Annotated in this window: 19 protein-coding genes; 2 read left to right on the top strand and 17 right to left on the bottom strand. The window is 42.8% G+C overall.

The genetic code is table 11. The features are described 5' to 3' along the window. Positions 1-815 precede the first annotated feature (815 nt). The 9 genes from K1J10_RS02175 to rlmB all read right to left on the bottom strand — a co-directional run bounded on the left by K1J10_RS02175 (position 816) and on the right by rlmB (position 6739). Positions 816-1142 (bottom strand): hypothetical protein, encoded by a 327-nt coding sequence (locus K1J10_RS02175; protein ID WP_223355719.1) that lies wholly within the window; start codon positions 1140-1142, stop codon positions 816-818. Positions 1143-1150: 8 nt separating this feature from the next. Continuing rightward, positions 1151-1447 carry a hypothetical protein gene (locus K1J10_RS02180; RefSeq protein ID WP_223355720.1) on the bottom strand — a complete coding sequence of 99 codons (297 nt, stop codon included), beginning with the start codon at positions 1445-1447 and terminating at the stop codon, positions 1151-1153. 13 nt (positions 1448-1460) lie between these two features. Beyond that, on the bottom strand, positions 1461-2852 hold the full coding sequence (locus tag K1J10_RS02185; RefSeq protein WP_223355721.1) for a hypothetical protein: 1392 nt from the start codon (positions 2850-2852) through the stop codon (positions 1461-1463). Between the two features lies 1 nt (position 2853). After that, positions 2854-3444, bottom strand: coding sequence for a hypothetical protein (locus K1J10_RS02190; protein WP_223355722.1), 591 nt, complete (start codon positions 3442-3444; stop codon positions 2854-2856). Positions 3445-3594: 150 nt separating this feature from the next. Further along, on the bottom strand, positions 3595-3987 hold the full coding sequence (gene rpsI, locus K1J10_RS02195; RefSeq protein ID WP_000075969.1) for a 30S ribosomal protein S9: 393 nt from the start codon (positions 3985-3987) through the stop codon (positions 3595-3597). Between the two features lie 18 nt (positions 3988-4005). Next, entirely contained in the window at positions 4006-4452 is a 447-nt protein-coding gene (rplM, locus tag K1J10_RS02200; protein ID WP_002876943.1) for a 50S ribosomal protein L13, read from the bottom strand. A 152-nt stretch (positions 4453-4604) separates the two neighbouring features. Next, positions 4605-5468 carry a DegV family protein gene (locus K1J10_RS02205; RefSeq protein WP_223355723.1) on the bottom strand — a complete coding sequence of 288 codons (864 nt, stop codon included), beginning with the start codon at positions 5466-5468 and terminating at the stop codon, positions 4605-4607. Next, a complete protein-coding gene (locus K1J10_RS02210; RefSeq protein WP_223355724.1) occupies positions 5465-5980 on the bottom strand; it encodes an NYN domain-containing protein in 516 nt (171 codons plus the stop codon). Before K1J10_RS02210 ends, K1J10_RS02205 begins: the two co-directional genes overlap by 4 nt. 30 nt (positions 5981-6010) lie before the next feature. Then, positions 6011-6739: a 23S rRNA (guanosine(2251)-2'-O)-methyltransferase RlmB gene (gene rlmB / locus K1J10_RS02215; protein WP_006595601.1), complete on the bottom strand. Its 729-nt coding sequence runs from the start codon at positions 6737-6739 to the stop codon at positions 6011-6013. A gap of 104 nt (positions 6740-6843) precedes the next feature. Here rlmB and K1J10_RS02220 point away from each other — a divergent pair, with 104 nt between their 5' ends. Further along, complete coding sequence (locus tag K1J10_RS02220; RefSeq protein WP_223355725.1) at positions 6844-7809, top strand: aromatic acid exporter family protein; 966 nt, start codon at positions 6844-6846, stop codon at positions 7807-7809. A 152-nt stretch (positions 7810-7961) separates the two neighbouring features. Further along, complete coding sequence (locus K1J10_RS02225) at positions 7962-11177, top strand: LPXTG-anchored zinc carboxypeptidase (protein WP_223355726.1); 3216 nt, start codon at positions 7962-7964, stop codon at positions 11175-11177. A 58-nt stretch (positions 11178-11235) separates the two neighbouring features. Here K1J10_RS02225 and K1J10_RS02230 read toward each other — a convergent pair whose 3' ends face one another. The 8 genes from K1J10_RS02230 to K1J10_RS02265 form a co-directional block, all read right to left on the bottom strand. Continuing rightward, positions 11236-12903 (bottom strand): alpha-glucosidase, encoded by a 1668-nt coding sequence (locus K1J10_RS02230; protein WP_223355727.1) that lies wholly within the window; start codon positions 12901-12903, stop codon positions 11236-11238. Between the two features lie 66 nt (positions 12904-12969). Further along, positions 12970-14100 carry an ABC transporter ATP-binding protein gene (locus K1J10_RS02235; protein WP_006595597.1) on the bottom strand — a complete coding sequence of 377 codons (1131 nt, stop codon included), beginning with the start codon at positions 14098-14100 and terminating at the stop codon, positions 12970-12972. A gap of 124 nt (positions 14101-14224) precedes the next feature. Beyond that, on the bottom strand, positions 14225-15085 hold the full coding sequence (locus K1J10_RS02240) for a helix-turn-helix domain-containing protein (RefSeq protein WP_223355728.1): 861 nt from the start codon (positions 15083-15085) through the stop codon (positions 14225-14227). Then, a complete protein-coding gene (locus K1J10_RS02245) occupies positions 15085-15480 on the bottom strand; it encodes a Mini-ribonuclease 3 (RefSeq protein ID WP_223355729.1) in 396 nt (131 codons plus the stop codon). The genes K1J10_RS02240 and K1J10_RS02245 overlap by 1 nt, the downstream gene beginning before the upstream one ends. Continuing rightward, positions 15473-16816 carry a cysteine--tRNA ligase gene (gene cysS / locus K1J10_RS02250; RefSeq protein WP_223355760.1) on the bottom strand — a complete coding sequence of 448 codons (1344 nt, stop codon included), beginning with the start codon at positions 16814-16816 and terminating at the stop codon, positions 15473-15475. The genes K1J10_RS02245 and cysS overlap by 8 nt, the downstream gene beginning before the upstream one ends. A gap of 233 nt (positions 16817-17049) precedes the next feature. Beyond that, positions 17050-17667 carry a serine O-acetyltransferase gene (cysE, locus tag K1J10_RS02255; RefSeq protein WP_135782826.1) on the bottom strand — a complete coding sequence of 206 codons (618 nt, stop codon included), beginning with the start codon at positions 17665-17667 and terminating at the stop codon, positions 17050-17052. Between the two features lie 24 nt (positions 17668-17691). Further along, entirely contained in the window at positions 17692-19908 is a 2217-nt protein-coding gene (gene pnp, locus K1J10_RS02260; protein ID WP_223355730.1) for a polyribonucleotide nucleotidyltransferase, read from the bottom strand. 618 nt (positions 19909-20526) lie between these two features. Next, entirely contained in the window at positions 20527-20982 is a 456-nt protein-coding gene (locus K1J10_RS02265) for a hypothetical protein (protein WP_223355731.1), read from the bottom strand. Positions 20983-21023: the final 41 nt, after the last annotated feature.

A 21023-nucleotide genomic window follows, 5' to 3' on the forward strand; every position in this document is an offset into this window, starting at 1 on the left:
CTAGCTCAAACAGCTGGAAGAACACTCGCTTAATCAGAGGAATGACTTTGTTGCACTTGACTTGACAATTGGGGATTCTTTTATTTTCTGTATTGTTTCTACATTATAACACAAAATACTATGGATAAGCATAATATTCAAGGCGCCACACCAGCCAAACAGGCTAGAATATCTATCAAAGCTATTTCAGAAGCACTTACTCATAGTGACATCCAAATAACGAAGACTTATGTCAATACTACTGAAACAGTAAATCAAACAGCAGGAGAAATAGCCTTTAGAAGTCTCAAAAAGCAATAGGGTGAACTTTAGTTTTTTGAACAAAAAAAGACATCCAAGAGAAAATTCTTGAATGTCTGTAAACGTTGATATAATCGTGTTGATTAACGTTTTGAGAATTGTGATGCTTTACGAGCTTTTTTCAAGCCTGGTTTGGAAAGTATGGGTTTCAGTTGAATTAAAAACAGCGTAATATCAAGGGTTTTCAGAACGATATCTACTTTTTAATTTCATAAAATTTGAATCAATATTTTTTAAATAGGGGAATAGTTCAGTTCTGTATGCATTTATATAATACACCTACAAAGCTTATTATATCAGATTTTTCCCAGTTTTAGAAAATAGGTAGAGATTAAAACAACATCTAGATTTTACAAAAATTCTTGATCAAACAACCTTTACAACGAGTTGACGTATTTATAAATAAAAGGAATCGCTATCAAAAATTGGTTTATTTTCAATTTGGAATTTACACAAATTTTCGGACAATTGGAGCAAGTAGTATTACTATAAAGTATTATAAATAGTGATAGGAGTTAAACCTTCTTCTTTTCTTTTTCAAGAGATTCCATGCTTTTATTGTAAAGTTTATTTTCTTCCTGATATGTTTGACTTAATCTAGTTTCAAACCTAGAAATTCTCTTTTCAAAATTATCTCTATTTTCTTCTAATTGCCGCAATTCATGTATTGGAAGTTCTTGATGATGTTTATGACAATAGGAGATGATAAAGTCAGTCATATCTTCAGATAGTCTTTTTGCATCTCGCTTCATATCTTGATAATCTAATTCATAATCTGCTACTTTCCTTCTAAAAGCTTGATGATCACTCTCAACTTTACTAATTTTATCATTAATATTCATGAATTCTCCTAAAGTATTGGACTGGTAAGATCAGGTTTAGGCACTTCAGTTAAAATCTTGTTGATGGCATCAGCAGCACCACCTGTTAATCCTCCTTCTAGGGAAGCAGGTACTTGAGAAATAGCAAAATTTTGCATTTTAAACGCCTGATTAGCCAGCCATGTTTGTAAAATAGCTCCTTCAGCCATTAGGGCAGCTTTTGTTGCTGAAACTAGGGCCTGGATTGCTAATCGTTCTTGAACTTTCATGTATTCAGTTTTTATGCGCTCTGCTTCTAATCGATCTTCAGTATTCGGTTCAATCATTCATTAACTCCTTTTAATTGCTAAAAATCTTGGCCCCTATTTGATCACTTTCAATAATTCTATCAGCAACTTTATTCAGATTATCTGAAATTTGAGACATTCTATTCTTATAATCGCTTGCTGAAGTGATCGTTTTTGTCTCTTTCCCACTGTTCCATGCAGTATCCAAACTTAGTTCAGATAATAGAGCCTCTACTTCACTAGATGGTAAGTGACGAGCAATACTATATGCTTCAGTTTTAAGGGATGAAATTTTTTGAGAGACATTTTCCTTTGCAGATTCAATTTTTGATTTAATTTCTTCCTCGTAAACCTCAGCTTGAAGTTTCGTGGTTTCCGCACTTACTCGGACCAATTCTTCTCTTAAACTAATTTTTTTACTACCAGAACTAGTCTTTAAGGAATCCTTTAATTCTTTGATTTGTTTGATATTTAAAGAAATCAAATCTTGTTTAGTTGGCTCAGGAGCGAAGTCTCCATAATTCTTTAAATACTCACGAACATAGTATTCAGGAGTCACCTTGTCCATTTCTAAACCATAATTATAAATTGAATTTGTAAACTGAGGATTTCTTGCTTTATATTCTGCTATCTTACGAACCTGCTTTTCTGTCATACCAGAGGCAAAACGATTACGTTTATAATACCAGTCAACGTCTAAAGCGTTTCCCTTCATATGTGGTGTCCTAGGTGAATGTCCATCTTCGTCACCAACAACTTCAAACATCATTGTTTTTCCGTAGGGAACAGCACCACCATTACCATCAAGTTTAACAACATCACGCCGACTATCTCTATAAATAGTCGCGTTTTTATTAAGATAGGCAACTTGTTCTTTTGATATACCGCCTGTGTCAACTGCTTTTTTGGCAGCAAAATCCATGAAATTTGTAACTTTAATAGTTCGATTTTCTTTAAGACCATACTTTGAAGCTGTATAGGCAACTCCTGGACCTGATTGACTATGACCAGACATGTTAGAGATTACAGCATTTTTATCTTTGGATTCAATCTTCTGTTGTGTATCTAAGTAAAATTTATCAATATCCTTTGCCTGAGCCGTCAACCCAAATACTGTAGAACCTATGGCATTTGAAAAGGAAAACGTAATATCGAAATCTTTTTTCCAAAAATAACCTTGCTCATCAAAATACTTTAAATGTTCAAAAGGAATCTGTGTTCCAGCAACAACTATTGTTGTTTCTTTATAATTTGGATTCTCCCCTTTTTCATTATCAACAGGCACAACTGCCAATGCTTGAGTTGTAGCATCCATACTGTTAACGATTTGGAAATATCTCACCTCATCATTTATATAATACTTTATTACCTTACCAGGCTTTTCCCTGACCTTACTTTTAAGCCCTAACTGTAAGTTCTGTACTTCTTCATCAGACAAAGCCATATCATTCGTCTCCTTTGCTTAGCTCAACATTATAAATGATTTCAGCTTCAGGACTCCCTTTACTATCCTTCACAACTCCTTTTAACTGACCATCTTCTACTAATAATTCGATATTTCCATCTATAAAAGGCTGTTTGGTCAGTTTAACTTCATTAGGTAAATGTTGTTCTTTGGAAACATCAATAAATTTCCCATTTGAGTCCTTTAATTCTATAACTTCATTCCCATCTCCATCAAAATCTACTATTATATGTGAGACGATACCAATGTCACTTGAGATTACATTTTTAACTTCAGTACCAAGAGTAGCTTCATTTCCGTGCTTATCATAAATAGTGGGACGGATATAGACATTTGAGAAAGTTGATCCTTCCTCAGTAACGTAGATTGGGGAAAACTCAATCTTTTCAACCCCTGAGTAATGCTCTTTTATATAAGTTCCTAGTTGTTCTTCTAGCAAACGAAAGCCATGCTGATAGAGTTTGGCTGTTTTGGGACCAAGATTTGGTTTAGTCAGCTTGTTATACATATATGTTCCTCCAAATATAAGAATGATTACAATAGCAATTATTTTAGTAACCTTATTTCTCATTAGTCGCCTCCGATCTAATTGATTATCCACCATTTTTTCATGCAACTATATTACTTATTATAACATAATTCCCAATTTGTAACATTTAGCCAAACAGAAAAGCATCCCGTATTTTTGATACGAAATGCTTTCAATAAGTGTAAATAAGTTTTAACGTTTACTAAATTGTGATGCTTTACGAGCTTTCTTAAGACCTGGTTTCTTACGCTCAACTTTACGTGAGTCACGTGTAAGAAGTCCTGCGCGTTTCAATGAATCGCGGAAGTCTGGGTCTACTTGAAGAAGGGCACGAGCGATACCGTGACGGATAGCTCCTGCTTGACCAGCGTATCCACCACCTACAACGTTAACGAAAACGTCGTATGAACCTACAGTTGAAGTAACTGCGAATGGTTGGTTGATGACCAAACGAAGGTCAGCGTGTGGGATGTACTCTTCAACATCTTTTTTGTTAACAGTGATTTTACCAGTTCCTGGAACAAGGCGAACGCGTGCAACAGCGTTTTTACGACGTCCAGTACCTGCATATTGTGCTTGTGACATACTTTATTGTTCCTTTCCTTAGATAAGTCCTGAAATATCAAGAACTTCTGGCTGTTGTGCAGCGTGAGTGTGCTCAGCTCCAACGAATACTTTCAATTTCATACCTTGAGCGCGGCCAAGAGTATTGTGTGGAAGCATACCTTTAACTGATTTCTCGATCAAACGAACTGCATTTTTAGAACGAAGTTCACCAGCAGAGATTGATTTCAATCCACCTGGGTGGTTTGAGTGAGTGTAGTAGATCTTATCAGTTGCTTTTTTACCAGTCAATTTAACTTTTTCAGCATTGATAACGATTACGAAGTCACCTGTATCAGTGTGTGGTGTGAATGTTGGTTTGTTTTTTCCGCGAAGCACGCTAGCAACAACTGCTGAAAGGCGTCCAAGAGGTACATCAGTTGCGTCAACAACGTACCATTTGCGTTCTACTTGGCCTGGTTTAGCCATGAATGTAGTTTTGTTCATGATTTCTCCTATATGAATGTCGTTTTTGTTTACAGGGCGGATGTTCCGGTCCGCAAGTTATTTGAAAGGTTCCGGGGCCTTACAAATGGGGTAAACAATACCGCCTACTATTGTATCAAATTTTTTAAATAAAAGTCAACCGATTTGAAAAATTATTTGCGATTTTCTTTTCCTATCACAAAGCCGATGAGAGAATTAGGACCGACGTGGGCAGCAATGACTGGCCCTAGTGGCATAATCAAGACTTGGGAGATGGCCGGATTCTCCAACAATTGAGCCTTGAGCTCTTCTGCTCCTGCCAAATCATCTGTATAGGATACCAAGGCTGTGCTGTGGCCGATATCTTCCTGGATGAGGGTGAGCATTTCCCGCATGGCTTTTTTACGTCCGCGTACCTTAGCGATTGGAGCTAACTTGCCTTCTTCATCAATCCAAAGAAGGGGTTTGATGTTGACCAAGCTTCCGACGATGGCTGAACTCTTAGAAAGACGTCCGCCACGCATAAGATGGTAGAGATCATCCACCAAGAAATAGGTCCGCAACTTAGGAGCCACTTCCATCAGTTCTTCCTTAACTTGATCCAAACTCTTGCCGGCATCACGCGCCTCAACTGCTAGCATAGACAAGTAGCCTTCTCCTATCCCTGCAGCTTTTGGATCGATGATTTCGATGACAGCTTCTGGGTAGTCTTCAAGGACCAAGTCTCTTGCCATGACCGCACTCTGGTAGGTCCCTGACAAAACTGAAGAAAAGGCGATATAGAGGAGATTTTCCTTGCGTTGAGCGTAGCCTTTGAAAATCTCTTGGAATTGCCCAACATTGACCTGACTGGTCGTTGGTTTAGCACCCTTTTGCATTTCTGCTAATAATTGGGGGCTGGTGAGTTTGTCTGGACCTACTGTCTCATAATGAGTCCCATCGATTTGGATTGACAAACCGACGATCTCTACATCATGCTCCAGTGCCCATCTTTCATCTAAATCTGCAGTTGAATCTGTTAAAATTTTAAAGGTCATTTACTTGCTCCCATCTCTTTTTGTAGTTGACGTAGGCCCTCTTGGTCAAAAGGTCGTATCGGTGGTTTTTGATCGTTGACGGCTCCTCGCGCCTGGTTCAAGTCGGCCTTGACAACGGCAACTCTCTTCTCCAGCTCACGCGCCGAAACACGAAGTGCTCCTTGAGCAAAGACCGTCCATTGCTCATTCAAGTCACTCGTCACGACGGATACTTGGTGAAGGGGTGTATTGAGCTCTGCTGCCAAACGTTCAATGTAGTCATCGGCGGTCTCCTCCTCCGCTGTGAAGACCACTTGGACCTGAAATTCTTCATAGGTCTGGCGAATCCCTGGCATGTATTGGGCATCAAAGACACAAATCACGCGAATGCCTTCAAAGCTGGCATAGTGGCTCAGCTTCTCTAAGAGGATCGTTCGTGCAGCATCCAGCTCACTCTTCTTAAAGAGTTGGCGGGTCTCCTGCCAGAAGGCAATCATGTTGTAGCCATCCACTAACAAGATCTTTTCTTTCATCGACTGCCTCCTTCCTACGATTTTCCTCTACTATAGTTTGTTGCGAAAGACCTCATACATAAGGATCGCTGCAGCGACACTGGCATTCAGACTTTGGACATGCCCCTGCATCGGAATAGTAATCATTTCATCCACTTGCTTTTTAATATTGGTCGAAATGCCCTTGCCTTCGTTTCCAATGATGAGGGCTAGCTTCCCACTGGTATTCCATTTGTGAGAAGGCGTCCCGTTCATATCGGTTCCAAAAATCCAAAAACCTGCTTCTTTGAGCTTATCCAAGGTTTGGCTAAGGTTGGTCACACGAGCAATGGGAACATGCTCCACTGCTCCAGTTGAGGTCTTGGCGACAACTGGGGTCACCCCAACAGCACGGTGCTTGGGAATGATGACTCCCGCTACCTGAGTAGCATCGGCTGTTCGGAGAATGGATCCTAAGTTATGCGGATCGGTCAAACCATCCAAAATCAAGAGCAGAGGATTGTCTTGATTAGCAACCTGGGTCAAGATCTCATTCAAGTCCGTATAGGCAAATTCCGAAACCCGCAAGACAAAACCTTGGTGGACAGCCCCTTCTGTCATCTCTTGCAAGGTCTTCTTAGGAGTCCAAGAAATGGACACCTTTTTATCTGCTGCCAGATCCTTGATTTTTTCTACATTTTTTCCACGCAAATCGTCCTGGATATACAATTTATTTCCTGTATTTGCAATCAGTGCTTCTGTGACGGCATGAACACCGTAAACAATATCGTTTTTTTCCATGAAACTAGTATAACACAATTGCCATATCTGGTGAAACATTTGGAGTAGCCCAGTTTGCTTGTGGTATAATAAAACTAGTTTAGAAAAAGGAAAGAATCCGCATTATGCCACTTATTCACCGAACCATCAAGATGGTCCTCGCCACCTGTTTGGCCATCTTGCTTGCAGAGTTTTTAGGTCTGACCTACGCCACCTCTGCGGGGATCATTGCCATTCTCAGCATTAGCGATACCCGTAGAAGTACCGCCAAACTAGCCTATAATCGCTTTATGTCCATGCTTCTTGCTCTCCTCCTTGGAAGCTTAGCCTTTCAGATTCTCGGCTTCAATCTCTGGGCCCTTGGTTTTTATCTGGCCACCTATGTGCCCCTTGCTTTCCTACAAGGCTGGGAAATTGGTATCACGCCCAGCTCTGTCCTGGTTACCCATCTCCTGCTAGAAAAATCCACTTCACTTTCTTTATTGGGAAATGAAGTAGCTATTTTCCTAATCGGAACCAGCTTTGCCCTCCTAGCCAATCTCTATATGCCTTCTCGACAGGAAGAAATTGATCGCTATCATGAAATTGTCGAGGAGCAACTCAAGAAAATTCTCTATCGCTTTGCAGAGTTTCTAGGAAAAGGAGATGGGAGCAACGATGCTAGCTTGATTCGTGAGCTAGATACCATCTTAAAAGAAGCTCTCGATTTAGTCTATTTAGACCACTCCAATCACCTCTTCCATCAGACCAACTACCATATCCACTATTTTGAGATGCGCAAGCGCCAAAATAATATCCTGCGGGACATGGCCAATAATGTAAACAACTGCCAATTAGCTGCGAGCGAGAGTCTTATTTTGGCCCAACTCTTTGCTAAAACAGCCAGCCAGCTCAGTCAGGAAAATCCAGCCCAATTCCTACTTGACGAAATCAACCGCTATCTAGCAGTCTTCCGCGAGCGACCTCTCCCTCGATCTCGTCAAGAATTTGAAACCCGAGCGACCCTTCTGCAGCTCCTCCGGGATCTTGAAACCTTTATCTCCATCAAGGTGGAATTCTATCAAACCTACCTGAAGGAACTGCAAGCATAAACCCTTCTTTAGAGACTGGGAAGATTTTCCCAGCTCTTTTTCTTTGCCATCAATCTGTAACGAATTTCAAGAGAAAAACTTCCATATATATTGAAAGCGCTGTCATAAAGTGTTATGATAGGGATATAGCAAATCAATAGGAGGTCATCACGATGAATTCTTCATACAAGAGACGTTTATACACAAACGCCCTCAGTCTCTCTACCGCCGTCCTTTTAGCCTTCCTAGCTCAGGGACAGGTAGCCGCAGATACTGTCGAGACAGCAAATCCTAGCTCGCCAGTAGAAAGTGTTCTCAAACCAGAGGCATCAAGTGCTAGTCCGGCAAGCAGTACAGAGGCCACCAGTCCTGCTCCTGCAGCAGATACGCTTGCTAGTCCTGCTAGCCCAGAAGCAAGCTCTTCTACTGCTTCAGACACTACTAGCCCTAGTGCTAAGCCAGAAAACACAGGAACAGAGCGAGCAGCAAACGCAGAGCCATCTATCAGCCTTAGTGATAGTCCTGTTTACATGTCTGAAAAAGAAACGCTGACGGATACCGTTAAGGATCAAGCTCAGGCTGCTGGCAAGATTAGCTGGACTTTGGACGACAAACCACTGGAAGAGTGGAAAACTTGGGACATGGAGAAAGGAACTCTATCCAAAGATCCCTTCATCACAATTGAAGAGAACAAAAACGGAAACGATTTGGATCTGACCTTTACGGTCAAGGAACTCTTTGGCGAAGATTTAAGCCTTCGGACTCCTAATAATATCCGTCGGACCTATCGGAACTATATCGGTGACCACACTTTGGTTGGAACCAGCGCTGATCTTGGCCTAACCATTCGCAAGAATCTAACATTCCGTCCATATAAAGATTTCCATACCCACGAGGAAATGCTAGCTTCCATTGAGCAGACAAGGGCAGAAGCCAAAACAGACCGTCTAGTTCAGATTGAAACTCTGGGCAAGAGTGCCCAAGGACGGGATATGAAGATGGGAATTGTAAGTAAGGACCAAGCAAGTATTGACCATTACCTCTCATCTACCAATCCAACAGCTCTTACCAAACCAAGTGAAATGCTGGCAGCTCTAAAGGACAAGACCTTGGATTACAAACTGCCTGTCCTGGTTCATAATACGCATGCGGATGAACAACCTGGGATTGATATCATCACCGGTCTCTTCCGTACCTTCGCCACAGAAAATCAAGTCACTTTTAAAACGACAGACGAAGCTGGTAACGTCAAGAATGTGACCCTGGACATCCCAACTCTTTTAAACAAATTTATCTTCTTGTTTGACTTCACGGAAAACCCTGACGGGGATGCCCTTAACCTACGCGCTTTGGCCAATGGACTGGATCCAAACCGGGATGCTAGTTACCAAACCAACCCTGAAGTCCGCACTGTCATCCAAATGATTAACAAGTGGAATCCAATTGCTCTCTATGATATCCATGGATTTGTCAAAGAATTCTTGATTGAGCCTGCAACACCTCCACATGATCCGAACTTTGAATACGACCTCATGTCCAATCTCATGCTGGAAAATGCTCATCATATGGGACGAGCTGGAGTTGCCAATTCCAAATACGACAGCTACATCATTCCAAAACTGGATTGGGGAGATGGCTGGGATGATTCCTTCTCTGGTTATACAGGTGTCTATGCCGTTTACCACGGTATTTTAGGACATACCATCGAAATTCCAGAATCCAACCAAGAGTCCTACTATGCTGGACGCAATGCTGTCCTTGGTGGCATTGACTTCCTCAACCAAGATCCAGACAAGCTTCTTGAGATGCGCCTCAACTTCTACCTACGTGGCCTCAACAAGATTGAAGATCCAAAAGCAGAGAACGAACTAGTTGGACCAACTGGTGAAGTTGTCGGTCGTGTGAAGAATGGTCGTCCGAAGTTCTTCCCGGATTACTATGTCATCCCAATGGGCTTGGACAAAGATAACGATGCCCAAGAAGCCTTCAATATGATCGACTATTTCAAACGAAATGGCGTTCTCGTTAAAGAACTCAAAGAAGATACAGGCACCTACAAAAAAGGAGATCTCGTCATTGATATGGCCCAAGCCAAACGGGGCTATGCCAACCATATCCTCTACAAAGGTTCCAACGAATCAGCCTGGGCTGCCATGTATGCAGAACTTCTCGTCAACTTCCCTGATATGAGAGGTTTCAAGGCAGAACCAGTCTTTAAAGACGGTCTCTTTACAGGCAAACTAGGAGAAGTGACAACTACCCGTGCCACTCGAACCTCAGAAATCGATCCAAAAGCGCCATACTATGTCATTGCCAATACCTCTGCTAGTGCTGTCCAAGCTGTTAACAAGGCGATTTCTCAAGGAAAATCTGTCTACCTAACAGATGATGGTTACATCGTTGATCGCGATACTTTTGCATCGCTCCTTCCAAACTATGCTATCTACGGAGATGCCCTCTACAAGGTTCCAAACGGCCCAACCTTGAAACCTTTGAAGATCTACTCACCTTCTTATCACTATTACTGGGCAGGAGTCGACTCACCAGCCCATACTAGCTTGGTACTTGAAAAACTTGGCTTCCAAATCGTTGATACACCAGAAGAAGCCGATGTAGTGGTTCTTGAAAGCAATCGCTTTGATGCTTCCATCTTTGGTAAGAAACCAACTCTTGTCATCGGTGGTAGTGCTATGCAGAAACTAGAAAAATTGGGTGTCCTAGAAGGATTTGACGCTGAAAAACTAAAAGGTGGCAGTGACTACGAAGGCTTGATGAAAGCTATTATTGACGATCAAGATCCATTGACTAGTGGTTATAAGAAGAACACCCTCTTCTACTCCAACTCTGGTAACTGGATTGAAAAAGTGCCAAGCAACTTCAAGACCTTGATGAACATCGCTCCTAACGACTACTATGTCGCTGGTTGGTGGCCAAAAAATGAAGTCCTAGCCAATAAGGTCATGGCCATCTCTGGAGAACTTCTTGGGCAACCACTCTTTGTCTATGCCGGAAATCCAACTAACCGTCAACACCCTGTCCACTTCTTCCGCTGGGTAACCAACGCTATCTTCGGTAGCCAATTGGCAACCTTGACGGACTACATCCCACCGAAAGAACCAGATCGGGTAGTGGTTCCAATCTACAACCAAGGAGAACAGAAAAAGGTAGAGCAACCTCATGCTCCTTTACCAACTACTCCTAAAGAAGAAAAAGAATCTGGTGTCGTTCATTCACTCAGCTACCATGTAGGACAAAGCTTCCAAGAGGAAGACAAAGCTCCAGCTCTCCCACAAACAGGAGATGAGTCTATAGCTCACTTTGTCCTTTCAAGCTTCTTGCTAGCAGTTAGCGGAGGCTTCCTCCTCTTGAAAAAGAAAGAAGTTGAGTAAGTTCCAGGTTTAGACTTGGATGACATGAAAAGAACCTTCGCAGACGCGAAGGTTCTTTCTATTCCACCAATTCCAGCACGATGGTTTGGTAAGGGGCCAATTCTAATACCTGGTCTCCTTCTTGGAACAACCCTGCGGTATTATTTAAAACGACCGTTTTAATCGGAGCTGTCAACTCCAAAGTGGCCTGGCGATTTTGGAAATTGCTGATTACCAAGAGACGCTTGTCCCCACGACGTTCGAAGGCGATGATATTCTCACTTTCCCGATAAGCTGGGATCATATCTCCAAACCGGATGGTATTTCCATAGAGGGGATGGCGATACAAGGCCGTTAACTGGCGGTAATAATTCAAGATGGAGTCTGGATCTTTTTCCTGGTCCTCTACATTAATAGAATAGTCTGGTTTGGGACTGATCAGCCAGGCTGGTCCATCGCTAAAGCCCAGACCTGGCTCTCTTGTCCACTGCATCGGTGTCCGCGCATTGTCTCGGCTATAGTTGGCAATCACTGCTAAGGCTTCTTCCTCACTCAAACCAGCTTCTTTAGCAACGTGGTAGCCATTGATGGTCGCGATATCATCAAAGTCCTCCACTGATTCAAAGACTTGGTTCTCCATTCCAATTTCTTGACCTTGATAGATAAACGGAATTCCCTTGCGCAAAACCTGAATGGTTCCCAGGGCTTTTTTACTGGTATCGTTTACTGGACCTTCTGCGATATAATGGGACACCCCACGAGGTTCGTCGTGGTTTTCGATGATGGTCGAGAGAATACCAATCCTATCTGCGCGCTCATGCGCTTGGAAAATACTTTCCTTGAGTTCATCTGCTGTTGGAAGACTATGGTCAAACCAGCCTTTTCCTTCCTGACCCAGCATGGTTTGTTTGAAGTCAAAGATGGAAGAGAAGACACCATCTTTTCCAATAAAGAAGTGCAACTCTTCATCGGTTTCATTGAAAACTTCTCCTACAGTGAAAGCATTGTACTTGGCAAAGGTTCGCTCCTTTAACTCTTGCAAGAAGGGTTCAATGGGTTGCGCATTCACTAGCGACTCCGGCACTGGGACCAGGCCATTGTCACGATCGGACGGAAGCGAACGCCATTCTAAATCCTTTTTAATATTGATGATGGCATCAATCCGGAAACCCGCGATTCCCTTGTCCAACCACCAATTGATCATCCTGTAAATTTCTTCGCGCAAGACAGGATTTTGCCAATTGAGATCTGGCTGATCCTTGTGGAAAGAATGAAGATAGTATTTGTTGGTGCCAGGAACCGGCTCCCAAACACTGCCCCCAAAGTAACTTTCCCAGTTGTTGGGTTCTTTGTCACTTTCGATAAAATAAAAGTAATCCGCATAAGGACCATCTGGATCCGCTAAAGCCTTTTGGAACCACTCGTGATGACTGGAGCAATGGTTAACCACCAAGTCCATAATGATAGAAATCCCTCGCTTCTTACCTTCCGCAATCAACTCTTCCATATCTTCCATGCTCCCAAAAAGGGGGTCAATGGCATAATAATCGGAAATATCATATCCCTGATCAATAAAAGGGCTCTTGTAAACAGGCGATAACCAGAGAATATCAATCCCCAACTGTTGAAGGTAATCGAGTTTCTCCGTGATTCCTTTTAAATCACCAACACCATCGCCATTGCTGTCCTTAAAGCTTTTTGGGTAGATCTGGTAAGCGACCTTCCCCTTCCACCAGTCTTTTTCCATGTCTTGTCTCCTTAAAATGAAAGAGACCGAGACAAATCGTCTCAGTCTCTATAGTGTCAGTAGGTATTAGTATACTGTTTTTTCAGTTTCTTTATCGAAGAAGTGAGCTTTGTTCAAGTCAAATCCAAGTTCGATTGTTTCACCAGTTCCAAGGTAGTCACGCGCATCTACTTTTGCGATAAATTCGTTGTCACCAACTTGGCAGTACAAGTGAGATTCAGAACCAAGCAACTCAGACACTGAGATGGTTGCTTTCACGACTGATTCTGGGAATGTTTCAAGGAAAGCAGCTTCTGTATTCACGTCTTCTGGACGGATACCAAAGATCAATTCTTTACCATCATAGCCTTTTTCTTTCAAGACTTTCAAAGCACCTTCTGGAACTTTCAAATTCAATCCATTGGCAACGATGTGTCCACCTTCCAATTTTACATTGATGAAGTTCATCGCAGGGCTTCCGATAAATCCAGCTACGAATTTGTTAACTGGGTTTTTGTACACTTCTTGCGGAGAACCAATTTGTTCCACACGTCCAATTGTACCAGTACCAGCTGGGTTTTTAGTAGCTGACATGATAACGATACGGTCTGCCAATGTCATCGCTTCTGTTTGGTCGTGAGTTACGTAGATGGTTGTAGCACCGATACGACGGTGGATTTTCGCGATTTCAGCACGCATCGATACACGAAGTTTAGCATCCAAGTTTGACAAAGGTTCGTCCATCAAGAACACTTTTGCATCACGGACAATCGCACGTCCCATAGCCACACGTTGACGTTGACCACCAGAAAGGTCAGCTGGTTTACGATCCAAGAATTCTTTCAAGCCAAGGATTTCAGCTGCTTCTTGTACACGTTTGTCGATATCTTCCTTGCTGTATTTACGCAATTTCAAACCAAATGCCATGTTATCGTAAACAGTCATGTGTGGATAAAGAGCGTAGTTTTGGAATACCATGGCGATGTCACGGTCTTTAGGTGCTACGTTGTTTACAACAGTACCATCGATGGAACATTCACCTTCTGTGATATCTTCAAGACCAGCGATCATACGAAGAGTTGTTGATTTACCACATCCTGAAGGACCTACGAAAACGATAAACTCTTTGTCTTTGATGTCCAAGTTGAAGTCTTCAACTGAATAGTGTTCGCTGTTTGGATATTTTTTGTAAATATTTTTAAGATTTAATTCTACCATGATGGTACTCCTTTGATTTTTATAGTTCTATTGTAAATGAAAACGCTTTACAAATCTATGGCAGGTCTCACAAAAAAGAAAAAGAGTTTTGTGCAAGTTGCACAAAACTCTCGATTGATTCCGTTTAAATTACATCTTGCAAGACTAAATGGTAGCAAAGAGCCAGATCTGTCAGATTTTTTAACTGGAGACCCGTTAGCTCCTCCCATTTATCCATCTTATATTGAAGGGAATTGCGATGGAGATAGAGTTGCTGGGCCGCCTTGGTCACAACTGCTCCATTGTCCCAAAGTGCAACAATGATGTCCTGCAACTGATCTTGACTCGCAATCAACTGACGCAAGCCTTCTTTGATAGGATGTAGATCCAAATCAGTCTGTTCGATTCCCCACAGATAGAGTTGAGAAAAGCGGTAGACTCCCTGATGACCTTGTCGAATCCAGGACCTAAAAACTGCCCTCTCTGTCCGAATCATTGAAGACAGTTTCCCATCTTTAGACTCTCCCCAAACCTGTCCCACCATGATGGAAAGATTGAGGTTGAAATCATACTCCATGGCAGAAACAGTATCTTTTAAAATAGCAGCCACAGCTAGCGACTGGTCTTGATCTAGAACGAACACATAATCTTGCCCACTCAGTTGCAAGGCTGCTCGAAAGTTGGGCAAGAGTGTCTGCATCATCTCTAACCAAGAAGCCGTTCCTTCCGCTGTCGAATGCGAGACGTGGCAATAGACAAGTTGCATTTTTTTGATGACTTGAGGAGCTTTTCCCTTCCCATCGATCAGGTATTGGTACCAAGGATTGGGGGCAAGATCTTCCTCACTAGCCAACCAGGCAATCAATTGTTTTTCTCTCTCGGTCAGCTCTTCTTCCTTCAGTAGCAACCATTGCTGGGCCTGAAGAGGGATGGCTACAAAACCCGCTGGTGGAGTCGGTTGATCCGTCACCTCAGCATGAGGGAACCACTCTCTGATATCTTTCACTACTTTATCCCTTCTTCCACTTTTTGGATACACCAAGCTACCAGTTCTTCTAAACGAGAAATTTCATTGGTCAAATGCAGGTAACCCATAACCGCTTCAAAGCCTGTCGACATACGATAGGTCACGACGTCGGCATTTTTGGCCTTGGTATGGCTATTGGTATTACGACCGCGTTTATAGATTTCGACTTCTTTCACTGTCAAAACATCTTCCTCAAGCATCATCGCAATCAGATTAGCCTGAGCCTTGGCAGAGACATACCTAGTTGCATTCTGGTGGAGTTTATTAGGCTTGGTCATCCCTTGCAAAATCAAATGCTTACGGATATACATGGAATAAACCGCATCCCCTTCAAAGGCAAGAGCTATGCCGTTGATTAGATTGATATCAATCACGTGTCCACCTTACACCTTCTTTAGTGTCTAACAGTTTAATCCCTTGAGCTGCTAGCTCATCTCGAATCTCATCTGCTCGCGCAAAATCTTTATTAGCCCGTGCTTCTTGTCGTTCTGCAATCAAGGCTTCAATATCCGCAGCTAAAACTTCTTCGATAAAGACTACACCAAAGACTTCTAACATCTTTGCCAAAGCCTCCTTGACGTCTTGGTTGTAATGACCTGAGTTGATCCATTTGGCCATTTCAAAGACAACGGTGATCCCGTTCGCTGCATTGATATCTTCATCCATTGCCGCGATAAACTTGTCCACAAAGCTTTGCAAGTCTGCTGGATCTACTTCTCCGGTGAAGGGTTGCTCATAGGTGTTTTTCAAATACTTGAGGTTGGTCTCCGCATCGCGTACAGCTTTTTCTGTGAAGTTGATGGGCTTGCGGTAGTGTTGGGTCGCAAAGAAGAAACGAAGCACTTGACCATCGATGGTCTTCAAAGCATCATGCACAGTGATAAAGTTGCCTAAGGACTTGGACATCTTGACATTGTCGATATTGACAAAGCCATTGTGCATCCAGTAGTTGGCAAAGGTTTGACCAGTTTTAGCCTCTGACTGGGCAATTTCATTGGTATGGTGTGGAAACTCAAGATCAGCTCCACCACCGTGGATATCAATAGTATCCCCTAAAATCCCCGTTGACATAACCGAACATTCAATGTGCCAACCCGGACGACCAGGTCCCCAAGGGCTTTCCCAAGAAACTTCACCTGGTTTGGCAGCTTTCCAGAGGGCAAAATCCACCGGATTTTCCTTGCGGGCCGTTTCTTCATCTGTCCGACCAGAAGCACCTAGCTCTAAGTCTTCCAAAGTTTTATTGGCCAATTTGGCATAGTTGTGGGATTTTTCCACACGGAAATAAACATCCCCTTGGCTCTCGTAGGCATAGCCTTTTTCGATCAAGTCAGTGACGAAGCGAATGATGTCATCCATAAACTCGACCACACGAGGGTGGCGGGTTGCAGGTTTCACTCCAAGAGCCGTCACATCCTCACGAAAGGCCGCAATGTATTTGTCTGCCACTTCCTGAGGCGTAATGCCTTCCTCTTTGGCACGGTTGATAATCTTATCATCCACATCTGTAAAGTTGGAAATGTAGTTAACTTGGTAGCCACGATACTCAAAGTAGCGACGAATCGTGTCAAAGGCTACCGTTGAACGGGCGTTCCCTACGTGGATATAGTTGTAAACAGTTGGCCCACAAACATACATGCGGACCTTTCCTTCCTCGATGGGGACAAATTCTCGCAAATCACGAGACATAGTATCATAGATTTTAATCATAAACAAGATTGTAAGGGCATCTTCTATTCTACTAAGTCTGACAAGGGATACAAATCCGCGCCTACTTTCAGCAGTAAAATAATCTAAGCGACAAGGTCCCTTAAAAGCCCTCCATCCTTTCTATCTAAAAATAAGAGAAGAAGCAAGAAAAGTAGAAAATGAGCTAAAAGCGGTGAAGCCTTTTTCTCAGACTACCGTTTAGGCTCAAATTCTTATTTCATTCATGCAAAGTTCTAGAGATTAGAAGACTCGTGACTTTCTTCTTTACAGTGTTCAAGTTTTTGAACATAGTATTCCCGTTTTTCCTCTTCTTGGTGAATAATCGGTTCATCCTTCTTGCCGTGAACACGAACAATTTTAGCCGGAATCCCCACAACAGTGACATCACTCGGCACATCAGAAACGACGACGGCACCTGCTCCAACCTTGGATTTGGCCCCAATCTCAATAGGTCCAATGACTTGAGCATGGGCAGACACCAGCGCTCCTTCCTTGACGGTTGGATGGCGCTTCCCTGTATCCTTTCCAGTTCCACCGAGCGTCACCCCATGGTAGAGCATAACGCCTTTTTCAACAACGGCTGTCTCACCAATAACGAGACCTGCCCCGTGGTCGATAAAAACTCCCGAAGCAATGGTCGCACCTGGATGGATTTCAATCTGAGTCCAAAAACGCCAGAACTGGCTATGCATGCGAGCTAGGAGTTTAAAGCCATGGTTCCACAAAAAGTGAGAAACACGGTGAGCAGCCAGTGCTTTAACCCCTGGATAGGTCAAGAGGACCTCCAGCGAGGTACGTGCTGCTGGGTCATTTTCTTTTACAATATCAATGGTTTCACGCCACCATCCCATACCGTGCTCCTTTCTTTTGATTGCTTATTCTTTTGTTTCTTGACCTGCATCTTTGGCAAAGTCTTTTCTAGGTTTGTGGTGACGAGGACGATCGCCATGACGATGACCCTTATCCCCTTTGTCTTCTGCATGTTCCGGTTTTGGAGGACGAGGAAGAAGAGCTTTCATCGAAGCATCTACACGACCTTTTTCATCAATCTTGATGACCTTGACATCGACTTCGTCTCCGATTTCCACTAAATCTTCGACGCGGTTGGTACGTGTCCAAGCCATTTCAGAGATGTGAACAAGGGCATCCGTCTTGTCAAAGAGGTTAACAAAGGCACCGAATTTCTCGATCCGAACCACTTTGGCATGGTAGACTTCATCCACCTTGGCTTCACGAACCAAACCAGCAATGATTTCTTTAGCACGGCTGATGGCATCTTGGTCGCTCGAGTAGATAGATACGTTACCTTCTTCGTCGATATCAATCTTAACGCCTGTTTCAGCGATAATCTTATCAATCGTTTCTCCACCCTTACCGATGACAATCTTGATCTTGTCCACATCAATCTTGATGGTATCAATTTTCGGAGCAGTTGGAGCCAATTCTGGACGAACTTCTGGAATGGTTGCTTCGATCACATCAAGGATTTCAAAACGGGCTTTCTTGGCTTGAGCAAGAGCTTCAGTCAAGATTTCTGCAGTAATCCCTTGAATCTTGATATCCATTTGAAGGGCTGTAATACCGTCACGAGTACCTGCAACCTTGAAGTCCATATCTCCAAAGTGGTCTTCCAAACCTTGGATATCTGTCAATACTGTATAGTTATTTCCGTCAGAAATGAGACCCATGGCAATCCCTGCTACTGGCGCCTTGATTGGCACACCACCAGCCATAAGGGCAAGCGTTCCCGCACAGATAGAGGCTTGAGATGAAGAACCGTTTGATTCCAAAACTTCTGCTACCAAACGGATCGCATATGGGAATTCTTCCAAGCTTGGCAATACTTGAGCAAGAGCACGCTCGCCAAGAGCACCGTGACCAATCTCACGACGACCAGGCGCACCGTAACGACCTGTTTCACCTACAGAGTATTGTGGGAAGTTATAGTGGTGCATAAAGCGTTTCTTGTACTCTGGATCCAAACCATCGATGATTTGAGTTTCACCCATTGGCGCCAAAGTCAAGGTAGAAAGAGCCTGAGTTTGTCCACGAGTAAAGAGACCTGAACCGTGCACACGGGGAACGAAGTCAACAACCGCATCCAAAGGACGGATTTCATCGACCTTACGACCATCAGGACGAATCTTGTCTTCTGTGATCAAACGACGCACTTCTGCGTGTTCCATTTGTTCCAAGATTTCAGCTACATCCCGCATAATCCGGTCAAATTCTTCGTGATCTGCATATTTTTCTTCGTAGACTGCTGTTACTTGGTCTTTTACTGCTTGAGTTGCAGCTTCACGAGCTAATTTTTCTTCTACTTGAACCGCTTTTTGAAGGTCGCTGTTGTAGGCTGCGATGATTTCAGCTTGCAAGTCAGCATCTACATGAAGCAATTCCACTTCTGCTTTTTCTTTCCCAGCTGCTGCTACGATTTCTTCTTGGAAGGCAATCAATTCTTTAACAGCTTCGTGCCCTTTCAAAAGAGCTTCCAACATGATTTCTTCTGACAATTCTTTGGCACCAGACTCTACCATGTTGATAGCGTGTTTGGTACCAGCTACTGTCAATTCAAGAAGAGAGCGCTCGGCTTGTTCTTGCGTTGGGTTGATGATGATTTCCCCGTCGACATAACCCACTTGTACCCCAGCGATTGGTCCGTCAAACGGAATATCTGAGATAGAAAGGGCCAAGGATGAACCAAACATCGCTGCCATTGGTGCAGATGCATTTTCATCGTAAGAAAGGACTGTGTTAATCACCTGCACTTCGTTACGGAAACCTTCCGCAAACATTGGACGGATTGGACGGTCAATCAAACGCGCTGTCAAAGTCGCGTCTGTAGACGGACGTCCTTCCCGTTTCATAAAGCCACCAGGAAACTTCCCAGCTGCATACATTTTTTCTTCGTAGTTGACTTGAAGTGGGAAGAAATCCCCAGTTGCCATCTTCTTAGACATAACGGCAGCAGTCAAGACAGTTGACTCCCCATAACGCACGACAACAGAGCCATTTGCTTGCTTAGCAACCTGGCCAGTCTCTACGATTAACTCACGACCCGCAAAAGTCGTTTGAAACACTTGTTTTGTCATTTATATGTAATCCCCTTTGGATTGAAATATTTATACGACTTGCCTACAAAAATCAGGATACAAAGGGCGTTAAGAATCCCGTATGAAAATAGGAGATTGACGCAGTGTGCGATGCACATCAGGAAATCTATCTTTTCCACTAGGGATTTAGCCCGTGTTCAACTATCAAGATACTAAGCCGTTAAGCAACTCAAAAGAAAATAGGAAATCGAACGACGGAGCGACTGCTCCTAGGTAGATTTATCTTTTTCCACAGAGTTGTAGGCGTGTTCAGTTGATCAAGATATTTTGGACGGTTCGGCTTGCCGAACATTTCTGTAGAAAAATAGGAAGGTGACGCCACACTCGATGAGTGCTAGGAAGCTTATCTTTTTTCCTAAGAAATGAGGCCAAAATTCAATTAATCAAGATACTAAGGCATTAAACCGCTTAACGAAATATGGATTTCAACAGCCTTTCTGTATGTTATATCCTCATCTTTGTATCCAAGCACGTATAACCTTTATTTTACCATATTCAAGCCCAAAAGAAAAAGGCTTTAAAAGCCTTTTTCGAGGAATATTTGATTTCCATTTATTTTAAAATTCTAGAGCTAGTTATAGTCAGTATCTAAGCTTCTTAATTCACAAATTCTTTACTAACAACATAGAATCGAGTTTTATGCTCACCACCAGAGTATTTTTTCTGATTACGTTTTAGGACATAGCGTTCCATTGGTTGAGAGGTGGATTTAATACGAGTCGTAACTACAACTGTATCGCCCTCAACCACCCACTCATTAGCTGATGGAATCTCCATTTCAGGTGCTGCTCCACCACGGCCTCCTGGGACTAATTCAAAAAACATCTTGTCTTTTGAAGAGTATAGCCAGGCTTGCTTCTTCTCACTCGCAAGTTGAATCAACTGCTCTTCAGACATTGATTGAATTGATTCTGAAGTTTCTTTAGCCTCAAGTTTTTTAATCACGTCTGCAAGCTGATAGGTATCCGGTGTATAAGTATTGTAGTAATCCAGAAACATTGCTTGCGAATACGCATAAATACCACTATGTTCATTAGCAAGTTCGAGAATCATAGTTGGTCTCACCAATCTCGAAAATGATAAAGAATAACCAT

The organism is Streptococcus australis (genome assembly GCF_019930045.1).
GTDB classification, from domain to species: Bacteria; Bacillota; Bacilli; order Lactobacillales; family Streptococcaceae; genus Streptococcus; species Streptococcus australis_D.

Excerpts from the sequence above, each read along its gene's own strand:
- K1J10_RS02175 (WP_223355719.1), bottom strand. The coding sequence starts at position 1,142 with ATGAATATTAATGATAAAATTAGTAAAGTTGAGAGTGATCATCAAGCT.
- K1J10_RS02180 (WP_223355720.1), bottom strand. The coding sequence starts at position 1,447 with ATGATTGAACCGAATACTGAAGATCGATTAGAAGCAGAGCGCATAAAA.
- K1J10_RS02185 (WP_223355721.1), bottom strand. The coding sequence starts at position 2,852 with ATGGCTTTGTCTGATGAAGAAGTACAGAACTTACAGTTAGGGCTTAAA.
- K1J10_RS02190 (WP_223355722.1), bottom strand. The coding sequence starts at position 3,444 with ATGAGAAATAAGGTTACTAAAATAATTGCTATTGTAATCATTCTTATA.
- rpsI (WP_000075969.1), bottom strand. The coding sequence starts at position 3,987 with ATGTCACAAGCACAATATGCAGGTACTGGACGTCGTAAAAACGCTGTT.
- rplM (WP_002876943.1), bottom strand. The coding sequence starts at position 4,452 with ATGAACAAAACTACATTCATGGCTAAACCAGGCCAAGTAGAACGCAAA.
- K1J10_RS02205 (WP_223355723.1), bottom strand. The coding sequence starts at position 5,468 with ATGACCTTTAAAATTTTAACAGATTCAACTGCAGATTTAGATGAAAGA.
- K1J10_RS02210 (WP_223355724.1), bottom strand. The coding sequence starts at position 5,980 with ATGAAAGAAAAGATCTTGTTAGTGGATGGCTACAACATGATTGCCTTC.
- rlmB (WP_006595601.1), bottom strand. The coding sequence starts at position 6,739 with ATGGAAAAAAACGATATTGTTTACGGTGTTCATGCCGTCACAGAAGCA.
- K1J10_RS02220 (WP_223355725.1), top strand. The coding sequence starts at position 6,844 with ATGCCACTTATTCACCGAACCATCAAGATGGTCCTCGCCACCTGTTTG.
- K1J10_RS02225 (WP_223355726.1), top strand. The coding sequence starts at position 7,962 with ATGAATTCTTCATACAAGAGACGTTTATACACAAACGCCCTCAGTCTC.
- K1J10_RS02230 (WP_223355727.1), bottom strand. The coding sequence starts at position 12,903 with ATGGAAAAAGACTGGTGGAAGGGGAAGGTCGCTTACCAGATCTACCCA.
- K1J10_RS02235 (WP_006595597.1), bottom strand. The coding sequence starts at position 14,100 with ATGGTAGAATTAAATCTTAAAAATATTTACAAAAAATATCCAAACAGC.
- cysS (WP_223355760.1), bottom strand. The coding sequence starts at position 16,816 with ATGATTAAAATCTATGATACTATGTCTCGTGATTTGCGAGAATTTGTC.
- cysE (WP_135782826.1), bottom strand. The coding sequence starts at position 17,667 with ATGGGATGGTGGCGTGAAACCATTGATATTGTAAAAGAAAATGACCCA.
- pnp (WP_223355730.1), bottom strand. The coding sequence starts at position 19,908 with ATGACAAAACAAGTGTTTCAAACGACTTTTGCGGGTCGTGAGTTAATC.
- K1J10_RS02265 (WP_223355731.1), bottom strand. The coding sequence starts at position 20,982 with ATGATTCTCGAACTTGCTAATGAACATAGTGGTATTTATGCGTATTCG.